At 68.9% G+C, this 17,935-nt stretch carries 19 protein-coding genes; 11 read left to right on the top strand and 8 right to left on the bottom strand.

All coding sequences use genetic code 11. The annotated features are described in order from the left end of the window. Window positions 1-10 precede the first annotated feature (10 nt). Window positions 11-931 carry an SDR family NAD(P)-dependent oxidoreductase gene (locus tag A5691_RS18410; RefSeq protein WP_067756633.1) on the bottom strand — a complete coding sequence of 307 codons (921 nt, stop codon included), beginning with the start codon at window positions 929-931 and terminating at the stop codon, window positions 11-13. A gap of 103 nt (window positions 932-1,034) precedes the next feature. Between A5691_RS18410 and A5691_RS18405 the strand changes: the two genes are divergently transcribed. Further along, the gene (locus A5691_RS18405) at window positions 1,035-1,607 is read left to right on the top strand and encodes a TetR/AcrR family transcriptional regulator (RefSeq protein ID WP_067756571.1); all 573 of its coding nucleotides are present in this window, start codon (window positions 1,035-1,037) and stop codon (window positions 1,605-1,607) included. Between the two features lies 1 nt (window position 1,608). On the opposite strand, the gene A5691_RS18400 is transcribed toward A5691_RS18405, so the two are convergent. Both A5691_RS18400 and A5691_RS18395 read right to left on the bottom strand, forming a co-directional pair. Next, the gene (locus A5691_RS18400) at window positions 1,609-2,145 is read right to left on the bottom strand and encodes a TetR/AcrR family transcriptional regulator (RefSeq protein WP_067756561.1); all 537 of its coding nucleotides are present in this window, start codon (window positions 2,143-2,145) and stop codon (window positions 1,609-1,611) included. Continuing rightward, the gene (locus A5691_RS18395; RefSeq protein ID WP_067756558.1) at window positions 2,132-2,575 is read right to left on the bottom strand and encodes an SRPBCC family protein; all 444 of its coding nucleotides are present in this window, start codon (window positions 2,573-2,575) and stop codon (window positions 2,132-2,134) included. Before A5691_RS18395 ends, A5691_RS18400 begins: the two co-directional genes overlap by 14 nt. 213 nt (window positions 2,576-2,788) lie before the next feature. Between A5691_RS18395 and nrdF the strand changes: the two genes are divergently transcribed. Beyond that, window positions 2,789-3,763, top strand: coding sequence for a class 1b ribonucleoside-diphosphate reductase subunit beta (gene nrdF / locus A5691_RS18390; RefSeq protein ID WP_197501105.1), 975 nt, complete (start codon window positions 2,789-2,791; stop codon window positions 3,761-3,763). Window positions 3,764-3,821: 58 nt separating this feature from the next. Here nrdF and A5691_RS18385 read toward each other — a convergent pair whose 3' ends face one another. Continuing rightward, entirely contained in the window at window positions 3,822-4,400 is a 579-nt protein-coding gene (locus A5691_RS18385) for a restriction endonuclease (protein ID WP_067751222.1), read from the bottom strand. A gap of 156 nt (window positions 4,401-4,556) precedes the next feature. Between A5691_RS18385 and A5691_RS18380 the strand changes: the two genes are divergently transcribed. After that, window positions 4,557-4,994, top strand: a complete 438-nt coding sequence (locus tag A5691_RS18380) for a DUF3349 domain-containing protein (protein WP_067751288.1) — start codon at window positions 4,557-4,559, stop codon at window positions 4,992-4,994. On the opposite strand, the gene A5691_RS18375 is transcribed toward A5691_RS18380, so the two are convergent. Both A5691_RS18375 and A5691_RS18370 read right to left on the bottom strand, forming a co-directional pair. Next, entirely contained in the window at window positions 4,989-6,029 is a 1,041-nt protein-coding gene (locus A5691_RS18375) for an NAD(P)-dependent alcohol dehydrogenase (protein WP_067751216.1), read from the bottom strand. The genes A5691_RS18380 and A5691_RS18375 overlap by 6 nt on opposite strands. 78 nt (window positions 6,030-6,107) lie before the next feature. Further along, the gene (locus A5691_RS18370) at window positions 6,108-7,184 is read right to left on the bottom strand and encodes an iron-siderophore ABC transporter substrate-binding protein (RefSeq protein ID WP_197504945.1); all 1,077 of its coding nucleotides are present in this window, start codon (window positions 7,182-7,184) and stop codon (window positions 6,108-6,110) included. 204 nt (window positions 7,185-7,388) lie between these two features. On the opposite strand from A5691_RS18370, the gene ctaD reads away from it, so the two are divergent. From ctaD to A5691_RS18330, 8 genes are all read left to right on the top strand, one after another. Next, window positions 7,389-9,149, top strand: a complete 1,761-nt coding sequence (ctaD, locus tag A5691_RS18365) for a cytochrome c oxidase subunit I (protein ID WP_067751283.1) — start codon at window positions 7,389-7,391, stop codon at window positions 9,147-9,149. Between the two features lie 15 nt (window positions 9,150-9,164). Continuing rightward, window positions 9,165-10,403, top strand: a complete 1,239-nt coding sequence (serB, locus tag A5691_RS18360; RefSeq protein WP_067751206.1) for a phosphoserine phosphatase SerB — start codon at window positions 9,165-9,167, stop codon at window positions 10,401-10,403. 162 nt (window positions 10,404-10,565) lie between these two features. Further along, on the top strand, window positions 10,566-11,441 hold the full coding sequence (locus tag A5691_RS18355; RefSeq protein ID WP_369807400.1) for an ABC transporter ATP-binding protein: 876 nt from the start codon (window positions 10,566-10,568) through the stop codon (window positions 11,439-11,441). Next, window positions 11,438-12,271 (top strand): NUDIX hydrolase, encoded by an 834-nt coding sequence (locus A5691_RS18350; RefSeq protein ID WP_067751202.1) that lies wholly within the window; start codon window positions 11,438-11,440, stop codon window positions 12,269-12,271. Before A5691_RS18355 ends, A5691_RS18350 begins: the two co-directional genes overlap by 4 nt. Beyond that, entirely contained in the window at window positions 12,268-13,032 is a 765-nt protein-coding gene (locus tag A5691_RS18345; protein WP_156669996.1) for an enoyl-CoA hydratase, read from the top strand. The genes A5691_RS18350 and A5691_RS18345 overlap by 4 nt, the downstream gene beginning before the upstream one ends. A 10-nt stretch (window positions 13,033-13,042) precedes the next feature. Then, the gene (locus tag A5691_RS18340; protein WP_067751187.1) at window positions 13,043-14,017 is read left to right on the top strand and encodes a class I SAM-dependent methyltransferase; all 975 of its coding nucleotides are present in this window, start codon (window positions 13,043-13,045) and stop codon (window positions 14,015-14,017) included. Beyond that, on the top strand, window positions 13,975-15,216 hold the full coding sequence (locus tag A5691_RS18335) for an SAM-dependent methyltransferase (protein ID WP_082950398.1): 1,242 nt from the start codon (window positions 13,975-13,977) through the stop codon (window positions 15,214-15,216). Before A5691_RS18340 ends, A5691_RS18335 begins: the two co-directional genes overlap by 43 nt. Window positions 15,217-15,286: 70 nt before the next feature. After that, a complete protein-coding gene (locus A5691_RS18330) occupies window positions 15,287-15,970 on the top strand; it encodes an esterase (protein WP_067783209.1) in 684 nt (227 codons plus the stop codon). A gap of 99 nt (window positions 15,971-16,069) precedes the next feature. Here the strand turns inward: A5691_RS18330 and A5691_RS18325 are convergent, their stop codons facing one another. Both A5691_RS18325 and A5691_RS18320 read right to left on the bottom strand, forming a co-directional pair. Next, window positions 16,070-16,456 carry a DUF6264 family protein gene (locus A5691_RS18325; protein WP_067890403.1) on the bottom strand — a complete coding sequence of 129 codons (387 nt, stop codon included), beginning with the start codon at window positions 16,454-16,456 and terminating at the stop codon, window positions 16,070-16,072. An 18-nt stretch (window positions 16,457-16,474) separates the two neighbouring features. Further along, window positions 16,475-17,833: a PQQ-binding-like beta-propeller repeat protein gene (locus tag A5691_RS18320; protein WP_369827070.1), complete on the bottom strand. Its 1,359-nt coding sequence runs from the start codon at window positions 17,831-17,833 to the stop codon at window positions 16,475-16,477. Window positions 17,834-17,935 lie beyond the last annotated feature (102 nt).

Genomic DNA, 17,935 nt, shown 5'->3' with positions numbered 1-17,935 from the left:
GTCCGACCGGCTAGGCGCCGGCCGAGGTGGTTGCGGCGCTGCGCCGTTCGCTTGACTCCGACCCCTTCGCGAATGAGCGAAGGCTAAGGCGCACGATGCGATCCAGCACCCGGTCGGACACGACACGGCTGACCCGCGTGAGGATCGCGGCGTCGCGCCCGATGGTGTAGCGGGTCCGGGGGCGAGACGCGGTCGCCGCCTTCACGATCACCTCGGCGGCGTGTTCGGCCGGGACGCCGTCCTCGCCGAACGATCGGGCTTGGGCGGTGACGGCCGCTGCGAGCGCGTCGTAGCGTGCGAGCTGGGCAGGGGACATGTCGGCCATCAGGGCCTCCGCGGTGGCGATTCCCCGCTCGGCCATTTCGGTCTTGACCGCGCCGGGTTCGACGACGACGACCTTGACCCCGAGACCTCCGACCTCGCGGCGCAGGGCGTCGCTGACCGCCTCGAGCGCGAACTTCGAACCGGCGTATGCGCCGTACGTCGGCAAGACGACCTTCCCGCCGACGGAACTTATGTTCACGACGGTGCCCTTGCCGTCCAACAGGGCCGGCAGCAGCGCCTGAGTCATCGCGATGTGTCCGAACAGGTTGACCTCGAACTGCTTGCGCCACTGCGCAATCGGCAGCGTCTCGACCGGCGCGTTGATCGCGATCCCGGCGTTGTTGACCAGCGCGCGAAGGGGGCGGCGCAGTGGATCATTCGCGACACGATCGGCCATCGCGACGACGTCCGACTCGACGGTGATGTCCAAGATGTGCGGTTCGATGCGCTCGGCCCGCAGCGCGTCCGCGTCGACGTCGCGACGCACACCGGCGAGCACATGAAAACCATTGCGGGCCAACAATCTCGCGGTAGCGGCACCCATGCCGGTGGATGCGCCGGTCACGACGATCAGCTGATTGCGGTCGGTGGAATGCGGGGAAGTCATCACGGTCTCCATTCGGCATCCGAGCCTTTGAGTTGACACTGTCAACTGAACCTAACTGGTTCAGTTGACAGTGTCAACTGAAGTCTCCGCTTATGCTCGGCGGATGGCGACACGAGCGGAGACGGCTGCGGCAACGCGCCGCTCGCTGCTCGAGGCGGCCGGCGCGCTTCTCGACCTCGGCGGCGTCGAGGCCGTCACGTTGCGCGAGGTAGGCGCCCGGGCCGGGGTTTCCCGCTCGGCGGCGTATCGCCACTTCGCCGACAAGGAATCGCTGCTTGCGGTCCTGGCCACTGACGCCCTGAGCGAATTGGGTGACTTGCTACAGGCATTGGTCGATAGCGACGATCCGCCCGAGGAGTCCCTGCGCTCGGGTCTGCTCGCGCTGATCGAGTTGGGCCGCGCGCGACCGCATCTGTACCGGCTGATGTTCACCCCGCCGCCGGGAGATCCGACGGAGGCGATGCGGGTGGCCGAACGCGCGCAGGATCTGTTTCTCGACATCATTGGCCGGATCACGGGTCCTGAGCACGCCCGGCGTTATGGGGCGTTGCTCTTGACCAGTGCCCACGGGATCACGGGATTGGATTTGAGCGGTCACATGGACTTGGACAAGTGGCACACCAACGCCGAAGAGCTTGTGGACACACTCATCTCGGTGCTGCCGAAAGCCGAGTAGCTCAGCGGCGCAGCAGGCTGGCGAAAGCTTGCGCGGCGGCGTCGACGCCGGCGTCGTCGTCGGTGGCGGCGAGATCGAGCAGCAGGCCGCGGATCACGGCGAGCCCGAGCCGGGCCAGCGCGGGGTCCGAATCGCCGTCCAGCGCCCCGATTTCCGTGAGCCACCCGTCGACCGCGCCGGGAACCATTCGGTCGAATGGTCTTTCGCCCTGGGCGGCGCGGGCATAGCACTCGAAGAAGAGGCGTTCGGCTTGGCGAAGCTCGGGTCGGCGGACGTCGGCCCACATGGCGGCGAAGCCCTCGGCCGGTGTCCGGGGTAGGTCGGCCAGGGCGCCCATCTGGCGGCGCTCCACTTCCTCGACGACAGCCAACAGCATGTCCTCGCGAGACCCGAAGTGGTGCAGCAGCATTCGATGGCTGGTGCCCACCGCGGCGGCTACGTCCCGCAACGATCGGTCGCCCACGCCGCCCGCCGCGAACTCGGTGACGAGTGCGTCGAGCAGCTGCCGGCGCCGTTCGGAATCTTCAGTGCGCGCCATCGGCGCGGCTGAGTTGCTCAGACCGGGCCTTGAGTCCTTGCGCCTCCAATTTGAGGAATCGCTTGGTCTTGGTGGTCATCAGCCGTCCGACCAGTGCGCCGAGCACACCGCGCTGATCCAGTTGCTGACGTACCAGGGTGCGGCCGCCGGGCAGCGCGGTGACGTCGTGCCGGGCGCTCACCAGCACACCGGGGGAGCGCTGGACCCACGTCCACGATGAGCCCGGGTGGATCTCGGTGACCTTCCAGATCAGCTTCGCCATGCCGGGCTGCTTGATCGCGAAGCGTCTGCCGACTGCGAGCGCGGGCCCGTCCCGGCCGACCAGCGACGTCACGGAGGCGGTCCATTCGGGCCAGCGCTGGACGTCGCTGAAGACATCCCACACCCGCTGCGGTGGCGCGTCGATCTCAATGCTGTCTTCGGTAAGCATGTACCAAATGGTACATCGAGACCGGCCGCTTGGGTAGCGTCTCCTCGCATGGCCCGGCAATCGCGCAATACTTGAGGAAGTGACATCGAACGCGGCGCCCGGGCACGACACGCAAAACACAACTTCTTGTGTTCCGCCCCGTTGTCGTACCCCAGGGGTAGTGTTTGGAGCCTGACGTCCCTCAGGCAAAACGGCGTGTGAAGTGGGGTTCTGGTGACCGAAAACATGAAGCTGATTGACCGCGTTTCGGCGATCAACTGGAACCGGCTGCAGGACGAGAAGGACGCCGAGGTCTGGGACCGGCTGACCGGAAACTTCTGGTTGCCGGAGAAGGTGCCGGTGTCCAACGACCTGCCGTCGTGGGCGACGCTGACGGCCGGCGAGAAGCAACTGACCATGCGGGTGTTCACCGGGTTGACGCTGCTGGACACCATCCAGGGCACGGTCGGGGCGGTCAGCCTCATCCCCGACGCGCTGACCCCGCACGAGGAGGCCGTCTACACCAACATCGCCTTCATGGAGTCGGTGCACGCCCGCAGCTACAGCAACATCTTTTCCACGCTGTGCTCGACCGCCGAGATCGATGACGCGTTCCGCTGGTCGGAGGAGAACCCCAACCTGCAGCGCAAGGCCGAGATCGTCATGCAGTACTACAAGGGCGACGAGCCGCTCAAGCGCAAGGTGGCCTCGACGCTGCTCGAAAGCTTCCTGTTCTACTCCGGCTTCTACCTGCCGATGTACTGGTCGAGCCGGGCCAAGCTGACCAACACCGCCGACATGATCCGGCTGATCATCCGCGACGAGGCCGTGCACGGCTACTACATCGGCTACAAGTACCAGCGTGGGCTGGCGCTGGTCGACGAGGCCAAGCGGGCCGAGCTCAAGGACTACACCTACGAGCTGCTGTTCGAGCTCTACGACAACGAGGTTGAGTACACCCAGGACCTCTACGACGAGGTGGGGCTGACCGAGGACGTCAAGAAGTTCCTGCGCTACAACGCCAACAAGGCGCTGATGAACCTGGGCTACGAGGCGCTGTTCCCGCGGGACGAGACCGACGTGAACCCGGCGATCCTGTCGGCGCTGTCGCCCAACGCCGACGAGAACCACGACTTCTTCTCCGGCTCGGGCTCGTCCTACGTGATCGGCAAGGCCGTCGTCACCGAGGACGAGGACTGGGACTTCTAAAAGATTGAGAATCGGGCCGGCCGCACCGTCGGGGGGGAGGGACTGGGGCCGGCCCGATCTACTGTTCAGACACCGGCTGGGCCGATTTTCTTCCCGCCACGTTCTTCGCGCTGCCCGCGGGTGGCGGCACCCACGCCTGCAGAACCTTGCGGCCGATCAGCTGGCAGCCATGGGTGTGCGCCAACTGCTTTGCGGCCCTGGTGAATTCCTGATTGCTCACCACGATGCTCCGCGCGCACCCATGGTGGCGGGCGCCGGAAACCACCTGCTGGACGGCCGCGACACCCACCGATTTGCCGTAGCGCTTGCACTGGACCGCCACCGAGTGGCCGTCCTGTTCGGCGATCAGGTCGACGCCGTAGTCCCCGACCGGCGGGGTCAAGGTCACCCGCCAGCCCGCCCGACGCAGGCGGGCGGCCACGTAGCCCTCGAACTCGACGCCGTCCATGGCGTCGATCGCCCGCAGGGTGGCGTCGGCGCGCCCGCCGCGCGGCCATCGGCGCTTGGTTGACCAGCCGACGAGCACCTCGAGCAGCACCATCAGGTAGAAGGCCTGGAACCCCATCCCGGGACTGTGCTCGACCACGCCGACGAACAGCCCGCAGGCGAGTGGAAGCACGACGAGTGCGGTGAGCACGACTCGATCGTAGGGAGGGCCGCCGACAAAACCTGGTCTTGAACCGCAGGCGCCGTGCCCGACGTGCAGATGTTCGGGCCATGAACGGCTTGTGAATAGTGGGGATCCCGGGACGGCTCGCTAGCGCCGGTGCTGCCCCTGCCCGACACTGTTCTGGTGACGAAACCCGCCTCCGCTGAGAAGGATCACCGCCACCACTTCTGCCGTTCAGTGATTCGCTGGCTGCAGGTCGGCTACCCGAACGGCGTTCCCGGCCCGGACCGCGTGCCACTGATGGCCCTGCTCCGCAGCACACCGCTCACCGAAGACCAGATTCGCGAGGTGGTGCGCCACATCACCGCCAAGGAAGGGTCACCGGAGACGATCGATCATCCGATCGATCGCGACGAGATCGCCGAATTCATCTCGGACATGACGCAGTTCGACGCCGGCAAGGAAAATGTCATCCGGGTGGCCGCCACGTTGGCCGCCGCCGGATGGCCGCTGGCCGGCATCGACGTCAGCGAGGTCGTTCCCGACGACGAGCACGCTGAGGCGGCCGAGGTCATCGCCCGTGACTGCGCACCCGGCACGCCGTCGGAGGTCGCGTCATAGCTTCGAGATGTCGATGACGAAGCGGTAGCGAACGTCGCTCGCCAGCACCCGCTCGTACGCCTCGTTGATGTAATCCGGCTCGATCAGCTCGATTTCGGGCGTCACATCGTGTTCGGCGCAGAAGTCCAGCATCTCCTGGGTTTCGGCGATCCCGCCGATGTTCGACCCGGAGAGGCTGCGGCGCGCCAACGCGAGTGCGAACGCCGGCACCTCCATGGGGTGTTCGGGGATGCCGAGTTCGACGAGGGTGCCGTCGACGCCGAGCAGCTTCAGATAGTCGGCCAGGTTCAGGTTGGCCGAGACGGTGTTGAGGATCAGGTCGAAGCTGCCGCGCAACTTACGGAACGTTTCGCGATCGGCGGTGGCGTAGTACTCGCTGGCGCCCAGGCGCAGCCCGTCCTCCATCTTCTTCAGCGACTGCGACAACACGGTCACGTGGGCGCCCATCGCGGCCCCCAGTTTGACGCCCATGTGTCCCAGCCCGCCCAGGCCGATGATCGCCAGCCGGGTGCCCTCGCCGGCCTTCCAGTGGCGCAGCGGCGAGAACAGCGTGATGCCGGCGCACAGCAGCGGCGCCGCCTTGTCCAGCGGCAGAGAGTCGGGGATGTGTAGGACGTAGTTTTCGTCGACGACGATCGCCTGGCTGTAGCCGCCCTGCGTGACGGTGCCGTCCCGGTCGATGGCGTTGTAGGTGCCGATCATGCCCCGTTCGCAGTACTGCTCGAGCCCGGCCCGGCAGCTGCGGCATTCGCGGCACGAGCCCACCATGCAGCCCACGCCGACGCGGTCGCCGACCTTGTGCTTGGTGACTTCGGGGCCGACGGCGGTCACTACGCCGGCGATCTCGTGGCCGACGACCAGCGGGTAGTGCGGCTCGCCCCACTCGCCCCTGACGGTGTGGATGTCCGAGTGGCAGATGCCGGCGAATTTGATGTCTATCGCCACGTCGTGCGGGCCGGGGTCGCGGCGGGTGATGGTGGTCTTGGTCAACGGTTCGGTTGCCGACGCGGCGGCGTAAGCCGAAACAGTGCTCATTGCTATCCCTCTTCGATTTCGATGCGTCCTGAAGAAGTTTAGCTAAGGTAATATTTTGCGGCCACTTGGCGGTGGCCCCTAGTTGATCGGGGCGTTCACCAGCCGCAGGTCGTCGACGATGCCGCGGGCGGCGATCAGGCCCTCGCCGGTCTGCCAGACCTCGTCGTTGACGACGTAGACGCGGTTGTCGTGATTGGCGGACAGCTTGCGCCATGGATTGCTGTCCAGCACGGTGGCGGCGCGCTGGGCGGCCGCCGGTGACGCACACGACACGTAGACGACGTCGGCGTCGGCGGCGGACAGGTCCGGGTTCTTGGCCAGGTCGTCATCGGTGGCGCCGATCTCGATGTACGGCTTGTCGGTGAACCGTTGGGCGGCCGGCCGGTCGACCCCGACCGCGCCGAGGACGCTGGCCGGGAAGTTGTTGGTGCCGTAGACGCGGATCTTGTCGGTGGTCAGCTGCACGACGGACGCCTGGAAATGGGAGGCGTCATGCCTGGCGCCGATGTCGCTCGCCCGCTGCGAAAAGCCGTTGAGCAGCGCGTCCACCGCGCCGCCGCGCGACGTCGCGCCGCCCACGCCGCGCAGGTTGTCCTGCCACGCGGCGCCGGGCGCCGCGGTGAACACCGTGGGGGCGATCGCGGCGAGCTGCGGATACAACTTGGGCGTCAACCCCTGTGATCCCAGGATGAGGTCGGGGTGTTGTGCCGCGATCCCGGCGAGGTCCGGATTGTTGCGGGTCCCGACGCCGGGCACGCCGCGCACCGCGGCGCCCAGGTAGGCGGGCTGGCTCGAGGAGCCGTCCGGCAGGGCGGCGGCGACCACCCGCGACTGCAGGCCGAGCGCACACAGGGCGTCCAGCTGGTCGCCGGAGAGCACCACGATGCGCTGCGGCTCCGCCGGGACCTGCACCACGTCCGGTGTGACGCCGGCCGCGTTGTGGGCCTGTCGCGTCTTCGGCCCGGGATCCGCCGCGGCGGCGTCCCGCGCGCACGAATCGTCCGGTCGGCGGTCGTTGCCGAGCACCCCGGCGCCGGCGATCTGCGTGGTGGGGGTGACCAGGGCGGGGGTCGTCGCCGAGGTGGCGGGCTTGCCGGATCCGCAGCCGCCGCACGTGACGGCGACCGCCGTCGCCAGCGCGGCGACCGACGGCAGGAAAGCGGTTCTGGTCACGCCGAAAAGCACGCGTCAGACGCTAACATCCGCGGGCTCCGCGCCCGGCAGGCCGAAACGACACGCCGCACCGCCGAGCTGTTTACGACAGTTTGTAGGACCAGCCCTGACGTCGGCATGATCGACGGTTAAGATTCGTGTCAGCTCTGTTTTTTGGGCCCCTGTCCTAACTGTTTGGAGAAGCTGTTGACAGCCGAAGCGCCCCCCTTGGGAGAACTCGAGGCCGTTCGCCCGTACCCGGACCGGACCGGTCCCAAAGGGAACCTCGTCTACAAACTGATCACGACCACCGATCACAAGATGATCGGCATCATGTACACGGTCACCTGCTTCGTCTTCTTCTTCATCGGCGGACTGATGGCCCTGTTGATGCGCACCGAGCTGGCCGCTCCGGGGCTGCAGTTCCTGTCCAATGAGCAGTACAACCAGCTGTTCACCATGCACGGCACGATCATGCTGCTGCTGTATGCGACGCCGGTCGTGTTCGGGTTCGCCAACCTGGTCCTGCCGCTGCAGATCGGCGCGCCCGACGTGGCGTTCCCGCGGCTGAACGCCTTCTCGTTCTGGCTGTTCCTCTTCGGCGGTCTGACCGCGTCGGCCGGCTTCATCGTCCCCGGTGGCGCGGCCGACTTCGGCTGGACGGCCTACACGCCGCTCTCCGACGCCGTCCACTCTCCGGGCGCCGGCGGCGACCTGTGGATCACCGGCCTGATCGTCGCCGGTCTGGGCACCATCCTGGGCGCGGTCAACATGATCACCACCGTGGTGTGCATGCGCGCGCCCGGTATGACGATGTTCCGGATGCCGATCTTCACCTGGAACATCATGGTGACGTCGATCCTGATCCTGATCGCGTTCCCGATCCTGACCGCCGCGCTGTTCGGCCTGGCTGCCGATCGACATCTGGGGGCCCACGTCTACGACGCGGCCAACGGCGGGGTCCTGCTGTGGCAGCACCTGTTCTGGTTCTTCGGCCATCCCGAGGTGTACATCATCGCGCTGCCGTTCTTCGGGATCATCACCGAGATCATCCCGGTGTTCTCGCGCAAGCCCGTCTTCGGCTACACCACGTTGGTTTACGCGACGCTCTCGATCGCGGCGCTGTCGGTCGCGGTGTGGGCGCACCACATGTTCGCCACCGGAGCCGTTCTGCTGCCGTTCTTTTCGTTCATGACGTATCTGATTGCGGTGCCGACCGGGATCAAGTTCTTCAACTGGATCGGCACGATGTGGAAGGGGCAGATCACCTTCGAGACCCCGATGCTGTTCTCGGTGGGCTTCCTGGTGACCTTCCTGCTGGGCGGCCTGACCGGCGTCATGCTGGCCAGCCCTCCGCTGGACTTCCACGTCACCGACACCTACTTCGTTGTCGCGCACTTCCACTACGTGCTGTTCGGCACGATCGTGTTCGCCACGTTCGCCGGCGTCTACTTCTGGTTCCCGAAGATGACCGGCCGACTGCTCGACGAGCGGCTGGGCAAGCTGCACTTCTGGTTGACGTTCATCGGCTTCCACACCACCTTCCTGGTGCAGCACTGGCTGGGTGACATGGGTATGCCGCGCCGCTACGCCGACTACCTGCCCTCGGACGGCTTCCAGCCGTACAACATCGTCTCGACGGTCGGTGCGTTCATCCTGGGCGCGTCGATGTTCCCGTTCGTCTGGAACGTCTTCAAGAGCTGGCGCTACGGCGAGGTCGTGACCGTCGACGACCCGTGGGGTTACGGCAACTCCCTGGAGTGGGCGACCAGCTGCCCGCCGCCTCGGCACAACTTCACCGAGTTGCCCCGAATCCGTTCGGAGCGCCCGGCTTTCGAGCTGCACTACCCGCACATGGTGGAGCGGCTGCGCGCCGAGGCGCACGTGGGACGCCACGCCACGGCGCTGGAATCCCCGAAGGGGTTCGGTCCGCGGACCGAAGCCGATCGCTCGACTCCTGACCAGTAGCGGCGGTAGCCGCAGGTGAATGCACCACCGAAGGTGTCGGTGCTGATCACCGTCACCGGAGTGGATCAACCGGGCGTCACGTCGGCCCTGTTCGAGGCGCTCTCCCGGCACGGCGTCGAGCTGCTCAACGTCGAACAGGTGGTGATTCGGCATCGCCTGACCCTGGGCGTGCTGGTGTGCTGTCCGGCCGACGTCGCCGACGGCCCCGACCTGCGCAGTGACGTCGAGTCGGCCATCCGCGGGGTGGGCCTTGACGTCAGCATCGAGCGCAGTGACGACGTGCCGATCATCCGGGACCCCTCGACCCACACCATCTTCGTGCTGGGCCGGCCCATCACCGCCGGCGCGTTCGGCGCGGTGGCCCGGGCGGTGGCCGGCCTGGGGGTGAACATCGACCTCATCCGCGGTGTCTCCGACTACCCGGTGACCGGCCTCGAGCTGCGGGTCTCGGTGCCGCCGGGATCCGACGCCGCGCTGCGGACGACGCTGAACCAGGTGTCGGCCGAGGAGCGGGTGGACGTGGCGGTCGAGGACTACACCCTGGAGCGGCGGGCCAAGCGGCTGATCGTGTTCGACGTGGACTCGACGCTGGTGCAGGGCGAGGTCATCGAGATGCTGGCCGCCCGCGCGGGCGCCGAGGGCAAGGTTGCCGCCATCACCGAAGCGGCCATGCGGGGGGAGCTGGACTTCGCGCAGTCGCTCGAACAGCGAGTGGCAACCCTGGCGGGCCTGCCCGCCAGCGTGATCGACGAGGTCGCCGAGCAACTGGAGCTGATGCCCGGCGCCCGGACCACGCTGCGGACGTTGCGGCGCTTGGGTTTTCACTGCGGTGTGGTTTCCGGTGGCTTCCGGGGGATCATCGAGCCGTTGGCCGAGGAGCTGATGCTGGACTACGTGGCCGCCAACGAGCTGGAGATCGTCGACGGCAAGCTCACCGGGCGGGTCGTCGGACCGATCGTCGACCGCGCCGGCAAGGCTACGGCGTTGCGCGACTTCGCGGAGCGGGCCGGGGTGCCGATGGCGCAGACGGTAGCCGTGGGCGACGGCGCCAACGACATCGACATGCTGGCCGCGGCAGGGCTGGGTGTGGCGTTCAACGCCAAGCCGGCACTGCGTGAGGTGGCCGACGCCTCGCTGAGCCACCCCTACCTTGACACGGTGCTGTTTCTGCTGGGCGTGACGCGCGGCGAAATCGAGGCCGCCGATGCGGTGACGGGCGAGGTCCGCCGGGTGGAGATCCCGCCCGAGGCGTAGCGGTCGCATCAAACTCGGCGTCGCCGCGAGCAGTCAGAAAATCGCATGATCTCAGCCACTTTCGTGCGATTTTCCGTCTGGCCGCCGGAGCGGCGACCCGGCAGGTGTCGGACGGCCGCGGTACGGCACGATGAGCGAGTGCCCGAAAACGGAAGCCGGGAGGTGAAATCCGAGGATTCGCAAGAATCCGAGGGTGGAGCCGACCAAACGATCGAGGCAGCCGACCCCGATCTGCTGATCGATTTCAGGAATGTGTCGCTGCGCCGCGGCGGTCACAGCCTCGTCGGACCGGTGGATTGGGCGGTCGAGCTCGACGAGCGCTGGGTCATCGTGGGCCCCAACGGGGCCGGCAAGACGTCGCTGCTGCGGATCGCGGCCGCGGCCGAGCACCCGTCGTCGGGAGTCGCCTTCGTGCTCGGCGAGCGGCTGGGCCGGGTGGACGTGTCGGAGCTGCGCTCCCGGATCGGCCTCAGCTCCTCGGCCCTGGCGCAGCGAGTGCCCACCGACGAGGTAGTGCGCGACCTGGTCGTCTCAGCCGGTTACGCGGTGCTGGGCCGGTGGCGCGAGCGTTACGAGGACGTCGACTACCGCCGGGCCGTCGACATGCTGGAGAGCCTGGGCGCCGAGCACCTCGCGGACCGTAGCTACGGAACATTGTCTGAGGGCGAGCGCAAGCGGGTATTGATCGCCCGCGCGCTGATGACCGACCCGGAGCTGTTGTTGCTCGACGAACCCGCCGCCGGGCTGGACCTGGGTGGCCGCGAGGAGCTGGTGGCGCGGCTGGCCGACCTGGCGGCCGATCCCGAGGCCCCGGCTCTGGTGCTGGTCACCCACCACGTCGAGGAGATCCCGCCCGGCTTCAGCCACTGCATGCTGCTGTCCGAGGGAAGGGTGGTCGCGGCCGGGTTGCTGACCGACGTGCTCACCGCCGAGAACCTGTCCACCGCCTTCGGCCAGTCGATCGCGCTCGACGTCGCCGACGGCCGCTATTTCGCCCGCCGCGTCCGCTCCCGCGCAGCCCACCGGAGGCCGCTATGACGTCACCGACCGAAGAGGCCCCGCTCGTCCCGAGGCCGGCGGCGACCGTGATGCTGATCCGCGACGATCCGGACGGATTGGAAACCGGGCTAGCCGTCTTCCTGATGCGCCGCCACGCCAAGATGGAGTTCGCCGCGGGCACGATGGTGTTCCCCGGCGGCGGCGTCGACGATCGCGACCGCAACGCCGATATCGCCTGGGCCGGCCCACCGCCGCAGTGGTGGGCGGAGCGCTTCGGCATCGAACCCGACCTGGCCGAGGCGCTGGTGTGCGCCGCTGCCCGGGAGACTTTCGAGGAGTCGGGGGTGCTGTTCGCCGGGCCGGCGGGCGACCCGGATGGGATCGTGGGCGACGCCTCGGTGTACGCCGACGCCCGCCGCGAACTCGCCGACGGGACGCTGTCGTTCGCGGACTTCCTGCGCCGCGAGAACCTGGAGCTGCGCTCGGACCTGCTGCGGCCGTGGGCCAACTGGGTCACCCCCGAAGCCGAGCGCACCCGCCGGTACGACACCTACTTCTTCGTCGGGGCCCTGCCGGCCGGGCAGCGCGCCGACGGCGAGAACACCGAATCCGATCGGGCCGGCTGGACGACGCCCCAGGCCGCCATCGAGGACTTCTCCGCCGGGCGCTGTTTCCTGCTGCCGCCGACGTGGACCCAGCTGGATTCGCTGGCGGGCCGGACCGTCGCGGAAGTGCTGGCGGTCGAACGGCAGATCGTCACGGTGCAGCCGCACCTGGAGATCCAGGGCGACAACTGGGTGTTCGAGTTCTTCGACTCCGACCGCTACCACCAGGCGCGCGAGGCCGGCGGGATGGGATGGCGGCATTGAGCGAGTTCGTCAGCACCGTGGTCAGCGACGGCTCCCGGGACGCCGGCCTGGCCATGCTGCTGCTGTCGCGGCCGCCGACGAACGCCATGACCCGCCAGGTTTACCGGGAGATCGTGGCCGCGGCAGGCGAGCTGGGGGAGCGTGACGACGTGGCCGCCGTAATCCTGTTCGGCGGCCACGAGATATTTTCCGCCGGCGACGACATGCCCGAGCTGCGGACGCTGAGCGCGCCGGAGGCCGAGACGGCGGCCCGGGCGCGGCAGCGGGCCATCGACGCCGTGGCGGCCATCCCCAAGCCGACCGTGGCCGCGATCACGGGCTACGCGCTGGGCGCCGGGCTCACCCTGGCGCTGGCCGCGGATTGGCGCGTCAGCGGCGACAACGTGAAGTTCGGCGCCACCGAGATCCTGGCCGGCCTCATTCCGGGCGGCGACGGCATGGCGCGCCTGACCCGCGCGGCGGGGGCGAGCCGGGCCAAGGAGCTGGTGTTCAGCGGCCGGTTCTTCGATGCCGAGGAGGCGCTGACGCTGGGCCTGATCGACGAGATGGTGGCCCCCGATGACGTCTACGACGCCGCCGCGGGGTGGGCTCGCCGCTTCCTCGACGGCCCGCGAGACGCGCTGGCCGCGGCGAAAGCGGGCATCAACGACGTGTTCGAGCTGGGTCCGGCCGACCGGGTCGCCGCCGAGCGGCGACGCTACGTCGACGTGTTCGCCGCTGGTCAGACCGGTGGCGAGGACTCCGAACCCGGGGCCCGTTAGGCTGCCCTGCATGACGACGAGTTCGACCGATGCCGTTCCCAACCCGCATGCCACGGCCGAAGAGGTGGAGGCGGCCCGGCACGACAGCAAGCTGGCCCAGGTGCTCTACCACGACTGGGAGGCCGAGTCCTACGACGAGAAGTGGTCGATCTCGTATGACCAGCGCTGCGTGGACTACGCCCGGGACTGCTTCGACGCCATCGTCCCCGCCGAGGTGCAGCGCGAGCTGCCCTACGACCGCGCCCTCGAATTGGGCTGCGGCACCGGGTTTTTCCTGCTCAACCTGATCCAGTCCGGGGTGGCCCGGCGTGGATCGGTCACCGATCTGTCACCCGGGATGGTAAAGGTCGCCACCCGCAACGGGCAGGCGCTGGGTCTGGACATCGACGGCCGGGTCGCCGACGCCGAGGGAATCCCATACGAGGACAACACCTTTGACTTGGTCGTCGGGCACGCGGTGCTGCACCACATCCCCGATGTCGAGCTGGCGCTTCGGGAGGTCGTCCGGGTGCTGCGCCCGGGCGGGCGGTTCGTGTTCGCCGGCGAGCCGACCACCGTCGGGGACACCTACGCCCGCACGCTGTCCACCCTGACCTGGCGCGTCGCGACCAACGTCACCAAGCTGCCGGGCCTCGACGGCTGGCGGCGGCCACAGGCCGAACTCGACGAGTCCTCCCGGGCCGCGGCGCTGGAGGCGGTCGTGGACCTGCACACCTTCGACCCGGGCGACCTGGAGCGGATGGCGGGCAACGCCGGCGCCGCCGAAGTGCAAACGGCCACAGTGGAATTCACCGCTGCCATGCTGGGCTGGCCGCTGCGGACGTTCGAATGTGCGGTGCCGCCCGGACGGCTCGGCTGGGGCTGGGCGAAGTTCGCGTTCAACAGCTGGAAGACGCTGAGTTGGCTGGACGCCAATGTGTGGCGGCACGTGGCGCCGAAGGGCTGGTTCTACAACGTGATGATCACCGGGGTCAAGCCCTCCTGAGTGACGGCCTCACCTTCACCGTCGAGGACGTCCGTTACCTGCGATCGGAATCCGGTGCCGCCGCCCTGGCGGCGGTCGGAGAGCTCGAGCTGACCGACGCGACCCGGGTGGCCGACGTCGCCGCGGCGCGCGCCCGATTCGGGGACCGGGCCGCGGTGTTGGTGGAGACGACGTTGCTGCGCCGGCGCGCCGCCGAGAAACTGGGCGGGCTGGGCGCCGGAAACCCGGCGTCGAGCTGGCTGTTCACCGACGAGGCGCTGCAGCAAGCCACCGCCGCGCCGGTGGCGCTGCACCGGTCCAGGCGGCTCGCCGAGACCGGATCCGTCGTGCACGACGCCACCTGCTCGATCGGCACCGAGGTGGCCGCCCTGCGCGCCCTCGGGGTGCGGGCGCTCGGCAGCGACCTCGACGCGGTGCGACTGGCGATGGCCCGGCACAACCTCGGCGAGTCGGCCCCGCTCTGCCGCGCCGACGCGCTGGCTCCGGTGACCCGTGACGCCGTCGTCCTGGCGGACCCCGCGCGGCGCCTCGGGGGGCGGCGCCGCTTCCGTCTCGACGATTACCGGCCGGCGCTCGGCGCCCTGATCGACACCTACCGGGACCGCGACCTTGTCGTAAAGTGCTCTCCCGGAATAGATTTCGATGATCTGGAGCGGATCGGCTTCCGCGGCGAAATCGAGGTGACGTCCTACCGCGGCGCTGTGCGCGAAGCGTGCCTCTGGTCTCCCGGACTGGCCCGGCGCGGCGTCCTGCGCCGCGCCAGCGTCCTCGATCGCGGCGAGCAGATCACCGACGCCGACCCAGACGACTGCCCCGCGCGGCCGGCCGGGCGGTGGATCGTCGACCCCGATGGGGCGGTGGTCCGCGCCGGGCTGGTGCGCCACTACGGCGCGCGGCACCGGCTGTGGCAACTCGACCCCGACATCGCCTACCTGTCGGGGGATGAGTTGCCGTCGGCGGTCCGGGGGTTCGAGGTGCTCGAGCAGTTGGCGTTCGACGAGCGGCGGCTGCGCCAGGCGCTGTCCGCGCTGGACTGCGGGACGTTGGAGGTCCTGGTTCGCGGTGTGCGGGTGGACCCCGACGCCCTGCGGCGACGGATGCGGCTGCGCGGCGGCCGGGCCTTATCGGTGGTCATCACCCGCATCGGCTCCCGGGGGGCCGGCCGCGCGACGGCCTTCGTCTGCCGTCCGTCGCGATAGCGCCCGGTAGGCTGGTGCGATCGCTCTGCCAGGCGCCCAGCCCCCGCCTAACCTGCAAGGACACTGAAGAATGCGTTATCTGATAGCGGTCGCCGTGCTCGCATCGGCGGCCCTGTGGGGCTGGCCGGCGGCCGCCGCCCCACCGTCGTGCGCCACCGTGGGCGGCACCGTCGAGGACGGCCAGATGTGTCGCGTGCGCGCGACCGGCCCCAACTACACGCTGAACATCGTGTTCCCCGCCGACTATCCCGACGAGCAAGCGCTCGCCGATTACGTCGGGCAGAACCGGGACGGCTTCGTCAACGTCGCACAGAGTTCCGGGTCGCGGGATCAGCCCTACCAATTGGAAGCCACCACCGAGCAACGCGCCTCGGGTCAGCCGCCGCACAACACCCGCAGTGTGGTGCTCAAGTTCTTTCAAGATCTCGGCGGGGCGCACCCCTCGATCTGGTACAAGGCCTTCAACTACAACCTGGGGACCAAGCAGCCCATCGTCTTCGACAATCTGTTCGCGCCGGGCACCACGCCGCTGGACAGCATCTTCCCGATCGTGCAGCGGGACCTGGAACGTCAGACCCCTTTGGGCGCAGCCATTTTGCCGTCGACGGGACACGATTCGACGCATTACCAGAACTTCGCCATCACCGACGACGACCTGATCTTCTACTTCGCGCCCGGCGAGATGCTGCCGGCCTTCGCCGGGCCGGTCCAGGCCTCGGTGCCGCGTAGCGCGATCCCCCCGCTGGCCCTTTAGCGGCGATCGCAAGCGCGGTGTGGCCGGGCGAGGCGGGTCGCCGCCATCGGGCGAGCGGCGATCGCGAGCGCGGTGTGGCCGGGCGAGGCGGGTCGTCGCCTAGACGGGGCCGGCCTGAAACTCCATGGCCACGGCGCCGGCGGCCAGCGCGACCTGCGCCAGACAACCGATGATCGGCACGAAGAAGGCGGTCCGGCGCCGGGCGAGGCGGCGGACCGCCACGAACAGGGCGGCGGCGAAGATAACGCCGCCGCCGCCGATGCCCAGGACCATGGCGCGATTGATCCACGCCGGGTCGCCGCACTTTTGGTAGCCGCAGGAGTCGGTGGCCATGACGTAGACGCTGAGCAGGCCTATCGTGACCGCGACCAGAAAAGCCTGCGCGGCGAGCAGCGCCACGGTCGCGGTGCGGTCCACCGCGAGGCTGCGCTCGCTCCGTCTCGAGTACGCGGCGACCGCGGACTGCATCTCGTTGTCGTCGGACATGGGCTCAGTATGTCCCGGTCACGCCGGCGCGAAACCGTACACCTGGCCGTCGCTGGTGGCGGCCGCCACGCGGCGATCGGTGCCGACAGACACACCGACCGGATAGCCGGTGGCGGCCGGAAGCGGGTAACTGCCCTGCGTGTGGCCGTTGCCGGGGTCGAACACCAGCAGCGACATGCCGGGTGCGCCGTTCGTCGTGGGTGCGCTGACGACGGTGTAGCCGACGCCGGCGCCGGCCAGGCTCGACGACGACAGCGGGACGACGTCATCGCGGCGCCACGCCTGATCCGCGTGGTCCCCCGCGTCCTTGAACGCCACCAACCGGGTGTCCGGGCCGCCGCCCGACACGATCAGGCCCGCCGGGGTGACCGCGGGCGGTGTCTGCGCCAGAAACCCCAGCGGCGCCGACCATTTCACCTTTCCGTCGGCGGCGCGCAACGCCCACAGTCGCTGGTCCCGACCGTTGACATAAACGGTCGCCCCGTCGGCGGACAACACCGGGCTGGCGATGACGCCGGCGCCGACGGCGTCGCTCGTCCACTCGCGGGACACCAGCGGCGTCTGCCCGGCGTGGTATTTGAGCCCAACCAGCCCCGCGGCCGGGGCGCCGGGCTGCCAGACGCCCAGCACCGCCATCTGGCTGGCCGCCGAGAAGGCGGGCGCGGCGGCCACCGGGCAGCCCTGCCGGGCCGGCGCGCAATCGGCCAACCCGCGCGTCGCGTCGGTGGGATCGACGCCGTCCACCAAATCCATCGGGCTGCCGACCACCGCGCCGCGGTGGGCCTCGAAAACCAGCACTTGGCCCAGGTGCGTCGCGACCAGCAGCTGCCCGTGCCCGAGAAACCTTGGGGTGGTTGGCATTCCGATCACCGGCTGCCGCCACCGCGTCCACTGCGTCACCGGAAAGGAAAGGAAGGCGCCGGGCTGGCCGACGTAGAGGTTGTCGAACCCGTCGAAGAGCGGGCCCGCAAAGCCCCCGCCCTGGAACAGCCGCACGCACCAGCGCTGCCGGCCGTTGTTGTCGTTCTCCCATTCCATCAGCGAGCATCCGGCCGGGGTCTGCGCGTTGAGCGCCAGGTAACCGCGCGCGCTCAGCGCCGGACCCGCCGCCAGGCTGCCCTTGACCGAGCGCGTCCACCGCAACGAAAGCTTGGAGGCGCCGTCGGTGCCGGTGTAGCCGCTGTTGGCGGCGTCGGCGTATTGCGCGGGCCAGCCAGCCGACGCTGACGCCTCCACCCAGGAGTCGGTGTTGGCGCACCCGCCGAGTCCAACCGTGATCCCGGCCGCCAGCAGCGCGGATGACCAACGCCGAAGCCCACGCGGGAGATGTCGGTCAAGCACCTCGAATCCCAGATCCTTTTCCACGGCGTTCGGCATGAGCGGCCAGTGAGTACAGGTGAGGGTAACCCGTGCGGACTCGGCTCCGGCGGATTGCCCGCCGTTCTCGGCCGCCGCAAGCGCGCGCTAGGCTGTCCGGCC

It is taken from the genome of Mycobacterium sp. E183 (genome assembly GCF_001667735.1).
Classification (GTDB): domain Bacteria; phylum Actinomycetota; class Actinomycetes; order Mycobacteriales; family Mycobacteriaceae; genus Mycobacterium.
This window is presented reverse-complemented; position numbering and strand designations above follow the sequence as displayed.

Excerpts from the sequence above, each read along its gene's own strand:
- A5691_RS18395 (WP_067756558.1), bottom strand. The coding sequence starts at position 2,575 with ATGCTTACCGAAGACAGCATTGAGATCGACGCGCCACCGCAGCGGGTG.
- A5691_RS18405 (WP_067756571.1), top strand. The coding sequence starts at position 1,035 with ATGGCGACACGAGCGGAGACGGCTGCGGCAACGCGCCGCTCGCTGCTC.
- A5691_RS18375 (WP_067751216.1), bottom strand. The coding sequence starts at position 6,029 with ATGAGCACTGTTTCGGCTTACGCCGCCGCGTCGGCAACCGAACCGTTG.
- A5691_RS18320 (WP_369827070.1), bottom strand. The coding sequence starts at position 17,833 with ATGCCGAACGCCGTGGAAAAGGATCTGGGATTCGAGGTGCTTGACCGA.
- A5691_RS18400 (WP_067756561.1), bottom strand. The coding sequence starts at position 2,145 with ATGGCGCGCACTGAAGATTCCGAACGGCGCCGGCAGCTGCTCGACGCA.
- A5691_RS18410 (WP_067756633.1), bottom strand. The coding sequence starts at position 931 with ATGACTTCCCCGCATTCCACCGACCGCAATCAGCTGATCGTCGTGACC.
- A5691_RS18325 (WP_067890403.1), bottom strand. The coding sequence starts at position 16,456 with ATGTCCGACGACAACGAGATGCAGTCCGCGGTCGCCGCGTACTCGAGA.
- A5691_RS18330 (WP_067783209.1), top strand. The coding sequence starts at position 15,287 with ATGCGTTATCTGATAGCGGTCGCCGTGCTCGCATCGGCGGCCCTGTGG.
- A5691_RS18350 (WP_067751202.1), top strand. The coding sequence starts at position 11,438 with ATGACGTCACCGACCGAAGAGGCCCCGCTCGTCCCGAGGCCGGCGGCG.
- A5691_RS18340 (WP_067751187.1), top strand. The coding sequence starts at position 13,043 with ATGACGACGAGTTCGACCGATGCCGTTCCCAACCCGCATGCCACGGCC.